We start from the raw sequence: 15177 nt of genomic DNA on the forward strand, positions 1-15177 counted from the left end.
CTCTCTCTCCTTACTGCGCCGCCAGCCAGCGCTGCAACCGCATGGCGAAGGCATCCTGACCGTTGAGTAATTCCTCTCCCGTCACCACAGGTTGCGGGCGGGCAATAACAATGCACGGAATGTTCGCTTCCAGCGCGGGGGCGATTTTTTCCACATAGCCACCCTCTGCGCCGGAGGCTTTGGTGATCATCACCTCAACCCGGTACTGGCGATAAAACGCGGCGTTAAATTCAGCGCTGAACGGGCCGCAGAGGGCGAAAATGTCCCCCACGCCGAAGCCAAGTTCGGTGCATTGAGCAATCACCTCCGCCACCGGCAGCACGCGCGCCAGCAGGGTTTTACCCGCCAGTCCCGCACGCCAGCGCGGCAGATCTTTGCTGCCGGTGGTCAGCAGAATACGTTCCCCCAACGCTTGCGCTGTGGCGCAGGCCTCTTCCAGCGTGGCGACATAAAACAGTAACGGATGGGTCAGCTCGGGCATTTGCTCAGGACGCTGATAGCGGCTGAGTAACACCTGTGCCTGCGCGCAGGCCGCGGCGATATTGCGGCTGACGATCTCGGCATAGGGGTGAGAGGCATCAATCACCCAGCGCGTGTTATTTTCCTGCAGCCACGCCGCCATCTCATCGGCCTCCAGCCGTCCGCAGCGTACCCGACCTTGAATATTGCCCGCCAGTTGTTGTCCCGTCGGCGTCGCCACCGATAAGGTGTAAGGCACACCGGCGGCGTCGAGCTGCTGGCAAACCTGCCGCGCATCGCCAGTACCGCCAATCACCAGCACCTCACCCGCCGTCACAGTGTGTAGCCCCTGGGAGTGATCATCAGGCCGTTTTGCACGTAGGTGGCGCGGTTACCGACAATCACCAGGCTGGTCATGTCGACGGATGCAAAATCCATCTCACCGAGAGTGGTGAGCCATTTTTCCTCTTTCTTACGTCCGGCGGATTTGACAACGCCCACCGGCGTGTCGGCGCGCTTGCTGGCGGCGAGCAGTTCAAAGGCGCGCGCCAGATGGCCTTCGCGCCCCCGGCTGCGCGGGTTATAGAAGCAGATAACGAAATCCGCCTCGCCTGCGGCAATAATACGTTTTTCAATCACCGACCACGGCGTCATTAAGTCGCTGAGGCTGATATGGCAAAAGTCATGCATCAGCGGCGCGCCGAGCAGCGCGGCGGCGGCGATACTGGCGGTCATGCCCGGTATCAGCCGTACTTCAACATCCAGCTGCTGTTTGCCCACCAATTCCAGCACCAGCCCGGCCATGCCGTAGATCCCGGCGTCGCCGCTGCTGATCAGCGCGACATTGTGCCCCGCCTGCGCCAGTTCAATCGCCGCCTGGCAGCGCTCGATCTCTTTGCACATGCCGGTTTTGATCACCTGTTTATCGCCGGTAAAGGCTTTCACCAGATGGGTGTAGGTTTTGTAACCCACCACAATCTCTGCCGCCTGCAGCGCTTCAACGGCTTCCATGGTCATCATCGCCTGTGAGCCGGGGCCAATCCCGATTACCGTTAACATCTGTGTGAAACTCCTAAAGTGATGGTTACGCCCTGTTCGCGCAGGGTTTCGCCAATCAGTTGCCCCCCGCTCATTAACCAGGCCGCCGGGCCGGAAACGCTGCCAACGTCGGTAATCTGGCGCACAAACGCCGAGACGGGAAAATGGTGTTCATGCGCTCGCAGCGCTTCGGCGCTAAATACCTCAAACGGCAACGCCAGGCTCTGCGCCAGTTGGATTAGCCCTGGCTCATCGCGCTTAAGGCTAATGCTGCCGATGGCGCTAAGGGCAAGCGGATCGAGACCTTCTGTTTGCAACTGCTGGCGCAACAGCGCACAGAGCAGCGCAGAAGGCGTGTCGCGCCGACAGCCGATCCCCGCCACGATGCGTTTTGGCACCAGCTTGAAAACCGGTACGGGCAACGGCGGCAGCGCGGCTTGCAGAGTGACGCAAATCAGCGCGTCGAGTTCTGGCAATGCCGCAAGGCTTTCCACCGCAATAAAACCGCGGGTATCGCATTGCCCTAACGCCTCGCGCAGCGCCGCCTCGCCCCACAGGCCAACGCGTTTACCGCTCACCAGCATCTGGTTTATCTTTTTCACCGCCGCACGAAAATTTTCCATGCGCGCATCAAGCTCAATGGCCAGCATATCCAGCGCCGCCAGTTCGTTGACATCGGTGGCGGTGGTGATCACCGGATCGGCCCCCAGCAGGCCCGCGAGATAACGGGTCAGCGCATTTGCGCCACCGTGATGACCGGAAAGCAGGCTGATCACATGCTGCCCGCGCTCATCCATGACGATCACCGCCGGATCGTGAAACTTATCCTGCAGCAGCGGCGCGAGGCTGCGTACCACAATACCGGTCGCACCAATCACGATCAGTGCCGAAAAACAACTGAATGCGTGACGCAGAGTTTGCGCAAAACTCCCCTGGAAGGGTTGAAACCCCTCGGTGAGCAGCGCCTCGCTGGTGTAGCAGGTTAGCGGCAGCACCGCGCGCAGACGCGCCGCCAGCGCGACGCCGCCCGGCGTCAGGCAAAACAGCGCGATGGACTCAGGCTTTACGGTATTCATGACTAAAATCTGCCGCATAGAGCCGGGAGTAGTGATACTCCTCGCCGAGGAACGCGCCGACGAGGATCAGCGCCGTTTTGCGGATCCCGGCGTCGCGCACCTTATCGGCAATATCCGCCAGCGTGCCGCGCACCGTCTGGCTTTCCGGCCAGGTCGCTTTATAAATAACCGCAACCGGCGTGGTGGCCGGGTAACCGCCGTCAATTAAGCGTTCTGCCACGCGGTGAATGCGCTGTACCGAGAGGTAAATGGCCATTGAAGTCTGATGGCGGGCGAACGCTTCCAGCTTTTCACGTTCCGGCACCGGCGTGCGCCCTTCGAGGCGGGTGATAATCAGGCTTTGCGACACCTCCGGCACGGTGTATTCCACGCCCAGTTCCGCCGCCGCGCCGAGAAACGCGCTTACGCCGGGTACCACCTGCCAGGCAATGCCGCGACGGGTTAAGGCTTCTCCCTGCTCGCGTACCGAACCGTAAAGCGAGACATCGCCGGTTTGCAGGCGTACCACCACTTTTCCGGCTTCAACGCCCGCCTGCATCAGGTCGATGATTTGTTCGAGATGCAACTCTGCGCTGTCATGACACTGCGCCTCGGGTGGGCAGTACTCCAGCAGTTCGGTATTGATAAGTGAACCGGCGTAGATAACCACCTGCGCCTGTTGCAACAGGCGATACCCTTTCAGGGTGATCAGTTCCGTGTCGCCCGGCCCGGCACCTACAAACCAGACGGTTTGCTCCGCGATATTGTCATCCATGAGGGTGCTCCTTTTCACAAGACAGCAAAAAAACAGGATTATGGGGTTTGAAGTAGTGACCGCTGCCAAGGGCGGTCAGCACAGAGACCTGCAGCTGCTGGCACTCCAGCGCCGTCACCGGGCTACACGTCAAGTGGCTGAGCGCTGCGCTAAGGTTTTCCTGCAGGATAAAGGTCATTACCAGCCGTCCGCCGGGATTGAGCTGTGCCAGCGACCAGTCGATAAGCTGCGTCAGATGACCGCCGCTGCCGCCCATAAATACCGCATCCGCAGAACGTTCAATAAACAGGGGGGCTGCGCCAGGCAGCAGCGTGATATTGCGACAGGCAAACCGCTGGCAGTTCTCCTCCAGCAAGCCAAGGGCCGCCGGATTGCGCTCAATTGCCGTCACCTGTAATTGCGGGTTGGCCAGCGCCGCCTCAATGCTCACGCTGCCGGTGCCGGCACCAACATCAATCAGATGGCGGGCGTCATGCAGCGCCAGCTTCGACAGCGCCAGCGCGCGCACCGCTTCTTTGGTCATCGGCACCTTTTCGCCACGAATAAACCACTCATCTTTCATTAAGGATCACCACCACATTCATCTCGTAATGCGCCTGCACCTGCGCCGGGCGCAACCGGTGAATACGCTCGTTGTCCAAACTTAAGTTTTCGCCTATCACCAGCCAGCACTGTTCTGCCCCGCGGGCGATTAACGCCTCGGCAATGGCTTTTGGCCCGCACTGTTTATCCGTCACCATCGCCACCTTGCTGGCGCGTGCCAGCGCATCGAAATCGACCTCGCGCCCGTGGCTGCTGGTGAGCCAGATATCATTCATATCGATGCCGGTGCGCGCGCAGAGATACTGCACGGCGCTGATACCGGGAATAATGCGTAACGCGTCAAGGCCGAAGTGCGCCACCAGCCGCGTACCGATGCCGTAAAACAGCGGGTCGCCGGAAGCCAGCACCACGACCTTGCGCGCACGTTGGTTTTCAAGCCAGGTCAGCAGCGCGGGGATATCCGCATCCAGCACCCGCACTTCCCCCGCGAAGCTGGCAAACTGCGCCAGATGGCGTTTTGCACCTACCAGCACGTCTGCCTGCGCCACTGCTTCCAGCGCCTGCGGCGTTATCAGCGCCAGGTTGCCCGGCCCCATTCCGGCGACGGTTAACATTGCAGATCCCCGGCAATCGTCGCCAGAGGGCGATTCGCCCCCAGCACTTTGTTATCAAAGGAGAACAGCACGGCATCGCACTGGGGTAGGTTTTGTGTAAAACGCAGCCGCTGCGCGATACGCTGGCAAATGCGCGTTGCCAGGTGGTTATACAGGTGGCTGAAACCGGCGGCGTCGATATGCTCCATTGCCGCTTCGGTGGTGGCGCATTCGCTAACGGCCACTAACAGCGCGTGGGGTGCGCCGAGCAGCGCCAGATGGGCGACCAGCGTCTCCATGCGCCCGTCGGCAATATGGCTGTGGGTATGAAAGATCCCGGCGGCGATTTTCACCAGCTTGCCGGGATGGCCGACCAGCACAATCTGTCGGTAACCGAGGCGTACCGCTTCATCAATCATGTAGCCGACAAAGTTACTCATTGTCACCACGACTTCACCGCTGACGGCGAGCTGCTCGCGCACAAAACGCTCGCCGTGATTGCCGGGCACCAGCACCACGCGATCCAGCCCGGCGGCGCGTTTTTGCTCCAGCTCTAAGGCCAGCGAGCGTTTCCAGCTCTCTTCCGACATCGGGGTCACAATGCCGGTGGTGCCGATAATCGAGATCCCGCCGATAATACCGAGCCTGCCGTTATAGGTTTTTTTCGCCCGTTCTTCCCCTTCCGGGGCAAAAATTTCGACCTCTGCGCCGCGCGTCGGGCCAATCGCTTCCCGTACGGCAGCTTCAATAGTCTGGCGCGGCGTGCGATTGATCGCCGCTTCTCCCACCGCCAGGCCAATGCCTTTGCGGGTTACGGTACCGACGCCTTCGCCGCCGCGCAGGGTGATAGCGCCATTTTCATTGAGCGTGACGCGGGCAAAAATCAGCATTCCGTGGGTGGCATCGACATCATCGCCCCCGTCTTTGCGGATAGCGGCAACGGCCTGCTGCACTGTCACATGCGGGCATTCGACGTTGAGGTGCAGCGTGACGCCCGAGGGGGTGACAATCGATACCTGATGGATCAGATGCTGGCGCAACACCATCAGCGCGGCGACTTTTGCCGCTGCGGTAGCGCAGGATCCGGTGGTATAGCCTTTACGCAGCGCTTTGCCGTTGTGCCACACCGGCTCCATGGCGGTTGGCTCGCTCATTGCGCCTTCCGCAGGCTGTAAAGCAGCGCATTGATAATCGCCGCCGCGACGTTACTGCCGCCCTTGCGCCCGCGCGCGGCAATCGCCGGAAGCCCGCTCTCGACCAGGGCATCTTTTGACTCTGCCGCGCCGACAAAACCAACCGGTACGCCCACGACACCTTCTACCGCCGTGTTGTCTTCCAGCAGGCGAAACAGCGCGGTCGGCGCATTACCAAATACAAACACTTTGCGCCCCTCTTCCCCCAGCGCCAGATCCACCGCCGCCATCGAGCGGGTAATGCCATCGGCTTTCGCTCTACGCACCACCCGCAGGTCGCTGATATAGCAGCGCACTTCGCCGCCAAACTGTGCCAGCAACGTTTTATTAATCCCGGAAAGGGCCATGGTGGTATCGGTATAGAGCGTACAGCCCTGTTTAATGGCGGCGCAGAGGCGATCCAGCGCATCGGGTGAAAAATACAAAATATCGAGCCAGTCGAAATCGGCGGTGGTGTGAATCACGCGTTTGATCACCGCTTCATGCAGCGGGCTGGCGAAACGGTAGTCGGGGCGAGTCTGTTTGATGATGTCGTCGATAATAAGAAAACTTTTGGCTTCAATCGCCTGCGGTTGGTGTAAATAGTCCATTTTCTTTCTCCTTATGCGCCTGTAAGGGTGAGATGGATCAGCGCAAACAGCGCCAGGGCCAGCACGGCGGCCAGCCACATCATGCGGATCGTGCGCGGGATATCATCAGGCGAAATGGCGCGCTGTTCATCGCCAATCCATGGTTTTTCGACGCGCTCGCCGAAGTAATCGTTTGGCCCGCCAAGACGTACGCCGAGCGCGCCGGCAACGGTGCCTTCCGGCCAGGCGCAATTCGGGCTGCTGTGCTGCTTACGATCGCGAAAACCAATACGCAGCGCTGAGCGGGCATCCAGCCGACAGAGCCAGGCCGCCGCGCTGAATAGCAACCAGCTCAGGCGCGCCGGAATAAAATTAGCCACATCGTCCAGCCGGGCGCTGACCATGCCAATGGCGCGGTACTTTTCATGCTTGTAGCCGACCATCGAATCCAGCGTATTGACCGCTTTATAAGCCATTGCCAGCGGCGCGCCGCCGAGGAGCAGAAAGAACAGCGGCGCGATGACACCGTCAACGGTGTTCTCCGCCACCGTTTCCACCACCGCGCGGGTGATTTGCGGCGGCTGCAGCTGCGCGGTATCGCGCCCGACGATCCACGCTAGCTGTTCGCGGCTTTCAGCCAGCTTTCCCTGCCGCAGCGGCGTTTCCACCGCCCGGGCCATATCCGCCAGGCAACGGGTCGCCAGCGCGGTATAGATAATCCATACGTCCACGCACCAGCCGAACCACGGGTGAATAGCATTTGCCAGCGCCAGCACGCACCAGGCCGTGCCCCAGGTGACACCGACCACCGCCAGCCACATCACACCGCCGCCAATGCGCAGCGCGCGGTCGCTGTGGCAACAGCGGCGCACGGCCCGCTGCAGCAGATTGATAAGCGCGCCTATCCAGCGCACCGGGTGCGGCCAGTGCGGCGGATCGCCCAGCAGACGATCGAGTAGAAATGCCAGCGCCCAGGCAAGCAGCGTCATTGCGTGCTCCTTGCAGCGGCAAACCAGCGCGTTAGCATCAGCGGGCGTTGGGCGAAGTGAAGATGCAGATAGCTGGCGAAGGTGTTGCCCACCTGCCAGCCACCCTGCCAGCGCTTTAACACTTCGCCATCGCGGGTTTTATGACAGTCGAACAGCGCTGCCGTACGCGGGGAAAAGTCGGAGTAGTGGAATTCATGGCCGCGCAGGGTTTCGCCCGTCGCCGCCAGCAGGGTCGGCTGCCGCGCACGGGCTTCGCAGTAGCCAAAACGGGTAAGCTTGTTGCCCATCCGGCTGTCGCCGGGAATTACGCCAACCATTGGCCAAACTTCGTCCTGGGCATCACGCAGCGTATCGCCAAGGTACATCAGCCCGCCGCATTCGGCGTAGATCGCCACGCCGCGCTGGTGGGCGGCGCGTATGGCTTGTCGCATCGAACTGTTTTCAGACAGTGCGCGGGCATGCAGTTCGGGATAGCCGCCGCCGAGCCACAGCATCTGACACGCCGGCAACGCCGCGTCGCGCAGCGGGCTAAAACGCACAATCCGCACCCCTGCGCGTTCCAGTAAGTCGAGATTATCCGGGTAGTAAAAGTTAAAGGCCTCATCATAAGCCAGCGCCAGCGTCAGCCCGGCACCCTCTTCACTTTGCGGCATCGTCGGCATGTGCCCCGGCGGTAAATGGCTTATTCGGCTTATCGCCAGAAGCTGGTCGATATCGACGGTCTGCGCCAGACGTTCGGCAAAAGCCTGCCAGGGTCGGGGATCGGTGTCGGATTCCTGCGCCGTCAGCAGGCCAAGGTGGCGTTCCGGCAATGTAATATCGGCAGAGAGGGGCACATAACCGAGAACCGGGATTGCGCAGTAGCGCTCAATGGCCTGTTTAAGCAGTTGAAAATGGCTGTCGCGGCTAACGCGGTTGATGATAACGCCGGCAATATTGAGGTGTGGATCGAAGTGCTGAAAGCCAAGCACTGTGGCGGCAATTGAGGTGGAAACCCCTTTGCCATCGACCAGCAGAATAACCGGCACGCCCAGCTGTTTGGCCAATGCGGCGCTGCTGCAGTAGTCCGGGTTTGTGCCGTAGCCGTCATACAGCCCCATCACGCCTTCAATCACCGCCACATCGCAGGCGGCAAGGTGGTGGCAAAAGAGCGCATTCAGGGTGGATTCAGGCAGCATAAAGCTGTCGAGGTTGCGCGAAGCGACACCGGAAACGGCGCGGTGCCAGGCGGTATCGATGTAATCCGGCCCGACTTTGCAAGGCTGCACGCGCAGGCCACGGTGTTTAAAGGCAGCAAGAAGCCCCAGCGTAACGGTGGTTTTCCCACACCCGCTGCCGGTTCCGGCAAGGATAAAGGCGCTGCGTCTCTCTGGCATTCCTGTCACCCGTGACGGGCGGAAAGATGAGGTCAGACGTGCGTATGCCCGGTTCACAGACCGTACGCTACTGAGCAACTCACTTCCCACCGAAGTTGTTGATATTGTCCATCAGGTCGGTCTTCTGGCTTAGCGTCATCCTCACCCGTCCTTCCCGATCTGGCGATCAGTGGCATTTTCGGGGTTGTCAGCATCACAGCAGCGGGGGCTGCGGAGGATTCTCACCTCCTTCCCTACCGCACAAACGGCGGCAAAACCTGTTGGCTACAGCGTCAGACTGCAACAGTCTGACTTTTCTCTGCAATACGCTTGCAGCGCAGAGAATTAAAAACCGCTGCAGTTTATCGTCGCACCACGCGGCATTTGTTGCGCTACGACAATGTATTGCTCACCCTGATTAATCAAGCCCTGAATTATTAAGCCCCGGTGAAAATTATGTGTGGCAACAAGGAGCTGGCATCTCGCCACCTGAAATGCCACTATCCGGGTTTTCAATTTCCAGGAGAGTTCAGTGGCGCAGGCAGCATGTCCCGCATCCTGCGGTGAGATTATCCAGGGCTGGATTTTGGGCGGCGAAAAGCTGGTTTCCTGCCCGGTGGAATGGTACAGCCAGGTGGAGGTCACTACGGGGAAACCCTTACCCGATGAACGTCCGCTGACCCGCGCGATGGTTCGCCAGCTACTGGCGCACTGGCAGCTTCCCGCTACCCTCTCCTCCCAGCTGCGTATCGATTGCCGCTCCACCATTCCTGTTGCTAAAGGGATGGCCAGCAGCACCGCCGATATTGCCGCCACCGCCGTGGCCACCGCCCGCCATCTTGGGTTTGAACTGGATGAAGCGACGCTGGCACGGCTGTGCGTTACGCTTGAGCCTACCGACAGCACGCTGTTTGCCGGTTTGACGCTGTTTGATCATACCGCTGCGACGACGCGCATTCCTTGCGGCCCTCTTCCACGCACGGAAATATTGCTGCTGGAAAGCCCGCTCACGCTCACTACCGCCGATTATCACCGCCTGGCGCGGCAACAGGCGTTGCAGGATCATGCAGCGCCCCTCGACACAGCGTGGCGTATCCTACAACAGGCTTGCGCGCAGGACGATGCGGCGCTGCTCGGCAAAGCCGCGACGCTAAGCGCCATTGCCAGCCAGGCGTTGTTGCCGAAACCGGCTTTCTTAAGCCTGCTGAATCTGGTGGAGCGGTTTGATTTATATGGTCTGAATGTGGCACACAGCGGCAGCGTGGTCGGTTTGTTGCTCGACTCGGCACGTCATGACGTTGAAGGTCTTTGTGGGTTTATTGCCAGCAGTGAACTGGCGGCGCACTGGCCGAAAAACTATTTATTGAAGGTGGTGGAAGGCGGCGTGAAGTAGGGTGAGAGGCACGCCTCTCACCGCAGATGGCGTTACTCGGCTTTGGGTTCAACCGCTTTCAGTTCGCCCATGCTTTTCAGTTTCTTGGAGATGTCGCGACGCTCTTTCGACAGCTCAGCGTTTTTGATGATGTAATCATCGACGCGGTCTTCGTAGTCGGTTTTCATGCTGGCGATAATGCCCTGAATGGCTTCAACGCTCATGCCCGGCTTGATGTAATCACTGAGGTTGTCCAGCAGCAGCACGCGCTTCTGGTTATCACGGATCTTCTTCTCAACGTCCTGAATTTCACGTTGCAGCTTATTTTTGCGGCGGAACAGACGCACAAACTCCAGAACGTCCTGGAATGAAGGCTTAATGGTTTCCATTTTGATACCCCTGATAATGTGAGATTCGGATTCGTTAATGCAACAAGCTTAAAGGCAAACCTACCCAAAGCGGTTGCAGATGACAATAATTTTTCCTTTTGTCTATCATAACCACAAATCAAGCTGAATCGAAACAAGCAGACGGTAGCCGACGCTTGTCTGTCGCTTATTTGCGCAATGCGCGGCAGATTAAATGCGATAACAGCTCCAGCTGACGCGCCAGTTCCATACTCAGCCAGACATAACCATGGATAGAGGTTTCCGTCAGCGGATCGCTCTGCTGCTCATTGAGCAACTGGCGCAGCTCGGCAACGATATCGTTCAGTTTCGCGGTATTGGCCAGAATCGGCTGTGGATTGCCTTCATATAACGCGTGGGCCATGGTCAGCAGCGCCTGTTGGGCGATCTGCTGGGTTTCGCGCAGGGTACTGGCATTGATCATCACAAAATGGCTGGCGCGCGAGCTCCAGTGCGCATTAATTTGCAGCTCCAGCATGCACACCATATTGCGACTAACGGTCTGAATGGCTTCAAAGATGGCCTTCTGCACGTGGGTTTCTTTGGTGACCGGGGTGATTAAGCTGCGCATCTTCACCACCTCACTGAGGATTTTCTGCAGGTGCTTTTCCAGCCGCGGTCGTTCCACCAGGTTACGCGAGAAACCGGCCTGATAGACGCGGTTAAAGGTGGTCACATAGTTGGCCATCTGGATTCGCCAGTGCAGAAATGCCCGCTGCGGCCAGATACCGGTAAACAGCATCGCCAGCAGCGAACCCAGCAGCACATCGCCGCTGCGCCACAGAGCGGTATGCATATCACCCGGCGGCGCGCCGACCACCACCGAAAGCGTGACGCCGATAATCAGCGCCTGATAGGGCTTTTTGCCGAGCGCCAGCCAGCCGCAGAGAAACATCGCGGCGGCACACCACAGCAGCATCACCGGCAAGTAGATCTGTTCAAGCCGGAGTGCCACCAGCCCCAGCGCCGCGCCGAGGAGGGTTCCACCGATGCGCTCAAAAGCGCGCGGCACCACGTTACCCCAAAAAGAGATCGGCCCCATCAGCACCACCAGGGTGATTAATGGCCAGGTGCCTTCCGGTATATTTAGCAAGCGGATAAACAGAAAGGTCAGGATAAACGCCAGCGCAATGCGCACCCCGTGCACAATGCGGTAGTGTCGGTAAAGCCGGATTTCGAAAAGGCTAAGTGATTTGTCGCGGCGCACGGCCCGCTCTCCGGTTAACAATAAAGAAGCGCAATTGTAGGATTTTTCTGTGGCGCATATCACCCTTTTCAATAAAAAAGAGACGCCGGTTTGATCCGGACATCTCTTTATGGGGGCATAACGCTCAGAGAACTTTCGTTTCCACGGGAATAAACATCTCGATATCCCAGTAACCGTCGCGCTGACCGTCGTTACGGTAGATCTCAAAACAGGGTCCGAAGGCGATTTGGTAAGAGGTGTCGGACAACAGCTCATCGAAAAAAATGTCCCAACTGCCGGCAAAGTCTTCGTTATAGACCCGCGCCTGCGCGACCGCGTAGTTGCCGGCGGGTACTTCGGTGGTCTTCACCCCTTCGCTGTTGGCAGGAATCTGGAACCCATCGTCAACGGTTACCGCCACATCCGCACGCAGTTTCTCGGCGGGCACCTCATCGGGATTGTCATAATAGACACAAATCCACTCTAACGGCCGGATCTGCTTGTTATCCACCCACATCGACAGCTGTGCAAACCCCTGTTTAACGGTAGCGTCCCACGGCCCGACCAGATGGAATCCGGCGATGCGGCGCTTTTCACACTGCTTGACTGTGTAGCTCATGTTCACTCCCCAGGTTACTGTTCACACATCCAGTATAACGACAAGGCAGGCAGTCGCCATGCGAGGCTGCTTAATATGCGAGCAGCCTCGCATGGCTGCCCTTTTGCCCTTAGCCTTTATGATGCAGGTAATCGCTCAGGCGTGAGAACCAGCCGCCTTTGCCGACGCTATCGAGAGTCACCAGCGGCCAGTGAGCGATAACTTTGTCGCGATCGAAGAGTTGAATTTCGCCGACCCGCTGATGCTTCGCCAGCGGCGCGTCCAGCTCTTTAGCATCCAGCACATATTTGGCTTTCACATTTTGCATTTCCGCTTTTGGCAGCACCAGCCAGTAATCCTGGTCGGTACCCACATCGACCTGCTGTTTATCGCCGTACCACACCCGCTCGCTGCCGACTTTTTTACCGTTACGCAGAATTTCCACGGTATCAAAGTTCTGTTGACCCCAGTGCAGCAACTTGCGCGCCTGCTCCTCGCGCCCTTTTGGGCTGTCCGCGCCCATGACCACCGCAATCAAGCGGCGCTGGCCGTCGACGCTGGAGGCAATCAGGTTGAAGCCCGCGCCGGAGGTATGGCCGGTTTTCAGCCCGTCGACATTAAGTGTTTTATCCCACAGCAAACCGTTACGGTTTTGCTGGGTGATACCGTTCCAGGTGAGGCTTTTTTCGCTGTACATATGGTAGAAATCCGGCTCGCCATGAATGATGGCCCGGGAAAGCACCGCCAAATCGTACGCCGAGCTGTGCTGACCCGGCGCATCCAGCCCGTGCACGGTTTCAAAATGGGTATCGCGCAGATTCAGTTTTTGTACGTAGTTATTCATCATGGCGACAAACTGCGGCTGCCCGCCCGCTACGTGGTCCGCCAGCGCAACACAGGCGTCGTTGCCCGAATCAACGATCAGGCCGCGGCTCAGATCGCGCACCGTCAGCCGATCGCCCGGTTTCAGGAACATTAATGAAGAGCCGTCGAACACCGGATTGCCCTTTGCCCAGGCATCGTGTCCGACGGTGACAACATCATCGGCGCTGATACGGTGGCTATCAATGGCGCGGTCGACCACGTAGCCGGTCATCAATTTCGTCAGGCTTGCCGGGTTACGTTGCTGATGTTCGTTGCCTGCCGTTAAGATTTGCCCGGTGGTGTAGTCCATCAAAACCCAGGAGCCTGCCTGAATGGCCGGAGGCTGAGGGGCAAAAGGTAAGTCGTCGGCGTAAGCGTGTTGTACGCATAGGGCCAGCAAAGAAGCAGCAAACAAACGGCGTTTCAATGGAATATCCTCAATAGCATTCAAAATCGCCGTTCTTTTTACGGAACTTCGCGTTTCGTTACCTGGTTTAATTGCAATAAAATGTGACACAGATCATTTTCAAATCTCTGTATGTGCGAAGCTCTGCGGAAGAATAACCGGTTTTTCTTCGGCACCTGCGCCGGGATGGTTTACCATAGAGGGCATATTTACTGACAGGATGAGCTACTGGTGTCTGATTCCGCCGCAACGCCCAATTTTCTCTTTCACGATTATGAAACTTTCGGTACCAGCCCGGCGCTGGATCGCCCTGCGCAGTTCGCTGCCATTCGCACCGATGCGGATTTCAATATTGTCGGCGAGCCGGAAGTCTTTTACTGCAAACCGGCGGATGACTATCTGCCGCAGCCGGAGGCGGTGCTGATAACCGGCATTACCCCGCAAATCGCCCGCGCCCGAGGCGAGAACGAAGCGGCCTTCGCTAAACGAATTTACGATTTATTCACCGTGCCCGGCACCTGTGTACTCGGCTATAACAATGTCCGGTTTGACGATGAAGTCACGCGCAATATCTTCTATCGTAATTTCTACGATCCCTATGGCTGGAGCTGGCAGAACCACAATTCGCGCTGGGATCTGCTGGATGTGATGCGCGCCTGCTACGCCCTGCGCCCGGACGGCATTAACTGGCCGGAGAATGAAGAGGGTCTGCCCAGCTTTCGCCTCGAGCATCTGACAAAAGCCAACGGCATTGAGCACGCCAACGCCCATGACGCGATGGCGGACGTTTACGCAACTATCGCCATGGCGCAATTAGTGAAAGCGAAACAACCGAAGCTGTTCGAGTATCTTTTCAACTACCGCCATAAGCAGAAGCTGGCGACGCTGATTGACGTGCCGCAAATGAAACCGCTGGTGCATGTCTCCGGTATGTTGGGCGCATGGCGCGGCAACACCAGCTGGGTTGCGCCGCTGGCCTGGCACCCGGAGAACCGCAATGCGGTGATTATGGTGGACCTGGCAGGCGATATGTCGCCTCTGCTGGAACTGGATAGCGATGCGCTGCGCGAACGCTTATACACGCCGAAAGCGGAACTCGGCGACAGTGCGGCGGTGGCGGTGAAACTGGTCCATCTGAACAAATGCCCGATCCTCGCCCAGGCCAATACGCTGCGCCCGCAGGATGCTGAACGGCTGGGCATTGACCGTCAGCGGTGTCTGGATAATTTGCAGATCCTGCGCGATAACCCGCAGGTGCGCGAGAAGGTGCTGGCGATTTTCGCCGAAGCAGAACCGTTTGTGCCTTCGGAAAATGTCGATACGCAAATTTATAACGGCTTTTTCAGCGATGCGGACCGCGCGGCGATGAAGATTTTGCTGGAAACCGAGCCGCGTAACCTGCCGGCGTTGGATATCACCTTTGCCGACGCCCGCATCGAAAAACTGCTGTTTAACTACCGGGCGCGCAACTTTCCCGGCACGCTGGATGAAAACGAGCAGCAGCGCTGGTTGCAGCACCGCCGTAACGTCTTTACCCCGGAGTTTCTGCAGCAGTACGCCGACGAGTTGCAGGCGCTGTTCCAGCAATATGATGGCAACGCAGAGAAACAGGCGTTGTTAAAATCGCTGTGGCAGTACGCTGAGGAAATTGTCTGAGCAAGCCTCTCTTCTCTGTCGCCCACTGAGAGGCTGATACCTTTTGTCTGTACTGGCCCTGTGGGCCAGTGCCGATTTGATTGAAAATAGGTCTTCTGCAATCGCGGTGGTTAACCCTC

Annotated in this window: 16 protein-coding genes and 1 riboswitch; of the genes, 2 read left to right on the plus strand and 14 right to left on the minus strand. The window is 58.4% G+C overall.

Annotated features, from left to right (window positions below):
* Positions 1–10: 10 nt before the first annotated feature.
* From RW65_RS19805 to RW65_RS19850, 10 genes are read right to left on the minus strand one after another with little or no spacing between them, the layout of a single operon-like run.
* A complete protein-coding gene (locus RW65_RS19805) occupies positions 11–796 on the minus strand; it encodes a cobalt-precorrin-6A reductase (RefSeq protein ID WP_039058548.1) in 786 nt (261 codons plus the stop codon).
* Entirely contained in the window at positions 793–1518 is a 726-nt protein-coding gene (locus RW65_RS19810) for a precorrin-3B C(17)-methyltransferase (protein ID WP_039058549.1), read from the minus strand. Before RW65_RS19810 ends, RW65_RS19805 begins: the two co-directional genes overlap by 4 nt.
* Positions 1512–2573: a cobalt-precorrin 5A hydrolase gene (cbiG, locus tag RW65_RS19815; RefSeq protein ID WP_039058673.1), complete on the minus strand. Its 1062-nt coding sequence runs from the start codon at positions 2571–2573 to the stop codon at positions 1512–1514. The genes RW65_RS19810 and cbiG overlap by 7 nt, the downstream gene beginning before the upstream one ends.
* Complete coding sequence (locus RW65_RS19820; protein ID WP_039058550.1) at positions 2554–3327, minus strand: cobalt-precorrin-4 methyltransferase; 774 nt, start codon at positions 3325–3327, stop codon at positions 2554–2556. Before RW65_RS19820 ends, cbiG begins: the two co-directional genes overlap by 20 nt.
* Complete coding sequence (locus RW65_RS19825; RefSeq protein WP_039058551.1) at positions 3320–3889, minus strand: decarboxylating cobalt-precorrin-6B (C(15))-methyltransferase; 570 nt, start codon at positions 3887–3889, stop codon at positions 3320–3322. The genes RW65_RS19820 and RW65_RS19825 overlap by 8 nt, the downstream gene beginning before the upstream one ends.
* Positions 3879–4484 (minus strand): cobalt-precorrin-7 (C(5))-methyltransferase, encoded by a 606-nt coding sequence (locus RW65_RS19830; RefSeq protein ID WP_039058552.1) that lies wholly within the window; start codon positions 4482–4484, stop codon positions 3879–3881. Before RW65_RS19830 ends, RW65_RS19825 begins: the two co-directional genes overlap by 11 nt.
* Positions 4478–5617, minus strand: coding sequence for a cobalt-precorrin-5B (C(1))-methyltransferase CbiD (gene cbiD / locus RW65_RS19835; RefSeq protein ID WP_039058553.1), 1140 nt, complete (start codon positions 5615–5617; stop codon positions 4478–4480). Before cbiD ends, RW65_RS19830 begins: the two co-directional genes overlap by 7 nt.
* The gene (locus RW65_RS19840; RefSeq protein WP_039058554.1) at positions 5614–6246 is read right to left on the minus strand and encodes a cobalt-precorrin-8 methylmutase; all 633 of its coding nucleotides are present in this window, start codon (positions 6244–6246) and stop codon (positions 5614–5616) included. Before RW65_RS19840 ends, cbiD begins: the two co-directional genes overlap by 4 nt.
* Before the next feature lie 11 nt (positions 6247–6257).
* On the minus strand, positions 6258–7214 hold the full coding sequence (gene cbiB / locus RW65_RS19845; RefSeq protein ID WP_039058555.1) for an adenosylcobinamide-phosphate synthase CbiB: 957 nt from the start codon (positions 7212–7214) through the stop codon (positions 6258–6260).
* Complete coding sequence (locus RW65_RS19850) at positions 7211–8590, minus strand: cobyrinic acid a,c-diamide synthase CobB (RefSeq protein ID WP_039058556.1); 1380 nt, start codon at positions 8588–8590, stop codon at positions 7211–7213. The genes cbiB and RW65_RS19850 overlap by 4 nt, the downstream gene beginning before the upstream one ends.
* 97 nt (positions 8591–8687) lie before the next feature.
* Positions 8688–8866: riboswitch (cobalamin riboswitch) on the minus strand.
* A gap of 235 nt (positions 8867–9101) precedes the next feature.
* Between RW65_RS19850 and RW65_RS19855 the strand changes: the two genes are divergently transcribed.
* Positions 9102–9962 (plus strand): GHMP family kinase ATP-binding protein, encoded by an 861-nt coding sequence (locus RW65_RS19855; protein WP_052250349.1) that lies wholly within the window; start codon positions 9102–9104, stop codon positions 9960–9962.
* Between the two features lie 32 nt (positions 9963–9994).
* Here RW65_RS19855 and RW65_RS19860 read toward each other — a convergent pair whose 3' ends face one another.
* The 4 genes from RW65_RS19860 to dacD all read right to left on the minus strand — a co-directional run bounded on the left by RW65_RS19860 (position 9995) and on the right by dacD (position 13423).
* Complete coding sequence (locus tag RW65_RS19860; RefSeq protein ID WP_039058558.1) at positions 9995–10330, minus strand: DUF496 family protein; 336 nt, start codon at positions 10328–10330, stop codon at positions 9995–9997.
* 166 nt (positions 10331–10496) lie between these two features.
* Positions 10497–11555 (minus strand): FUSC family protein, encoded by a 1059-nt coding sequence (locus RW65_RS19865; protein WP_039058559.1) that lies wholly within the window; start codon positions 11553–11555, stop codon positions 10497–10499.
* A 124-nt stretch (positions 11556–11679) separates the two neighbouring features.
* Positions 11680–12153 carry a DNA gyrase inhibitor SbmC gene (sbmC, locus tag RW65_RS19870; RefSeq protein ID WP_039058560.1) on the minus strand — a complete coding sequence of 158 codons (474 nt, stop codon included), beginning with the start codon at positions 12151–12153 and terminating at the stop codon, positions 11680–11682.
* Positions 12154–12262: 109 nt separating this feature from the next.
* Complete coding sequence (gene dacD, locus RW65_RS19875; RefSeq protein ID WP_039058561.1) at positions 12263–13423, minus strand: serine-type D-Ala-D-Ala carboxypeptidase DacD; 1161 nt, start codon at positions 13421–13423, stop codon at positions 12263–12265.
* A 210-nt stretch (positions 13424–13633) separates the two neighbouring features.
* Here dacD and sbcB point away from each other — a divergent pair, with 210 nt between their 5' ends.
* Positions 13634–15058: an exodeoxyribonuclease I gene (sbcB, locus tag RW65_RS19880; protein WP_039058562.1), complete on the plus strand. Its 1425-nt coding sequence runs from the start codon at positions 13634–13636 to the stop codon at positions 15056–15058.
* Positions 15059–15177 lie beyond the last annotated feature (119 nt).

Origin of the sequence: Enterobacter sp. Bisph1 (assembly GCF_000814905.1) — a bacterium.
Classification (GTDB): Bacteria; Pseudomonadota; Gammaproteobacteria; order Enterobacterales; family Enterobacteriaceae; genus Kosakonia.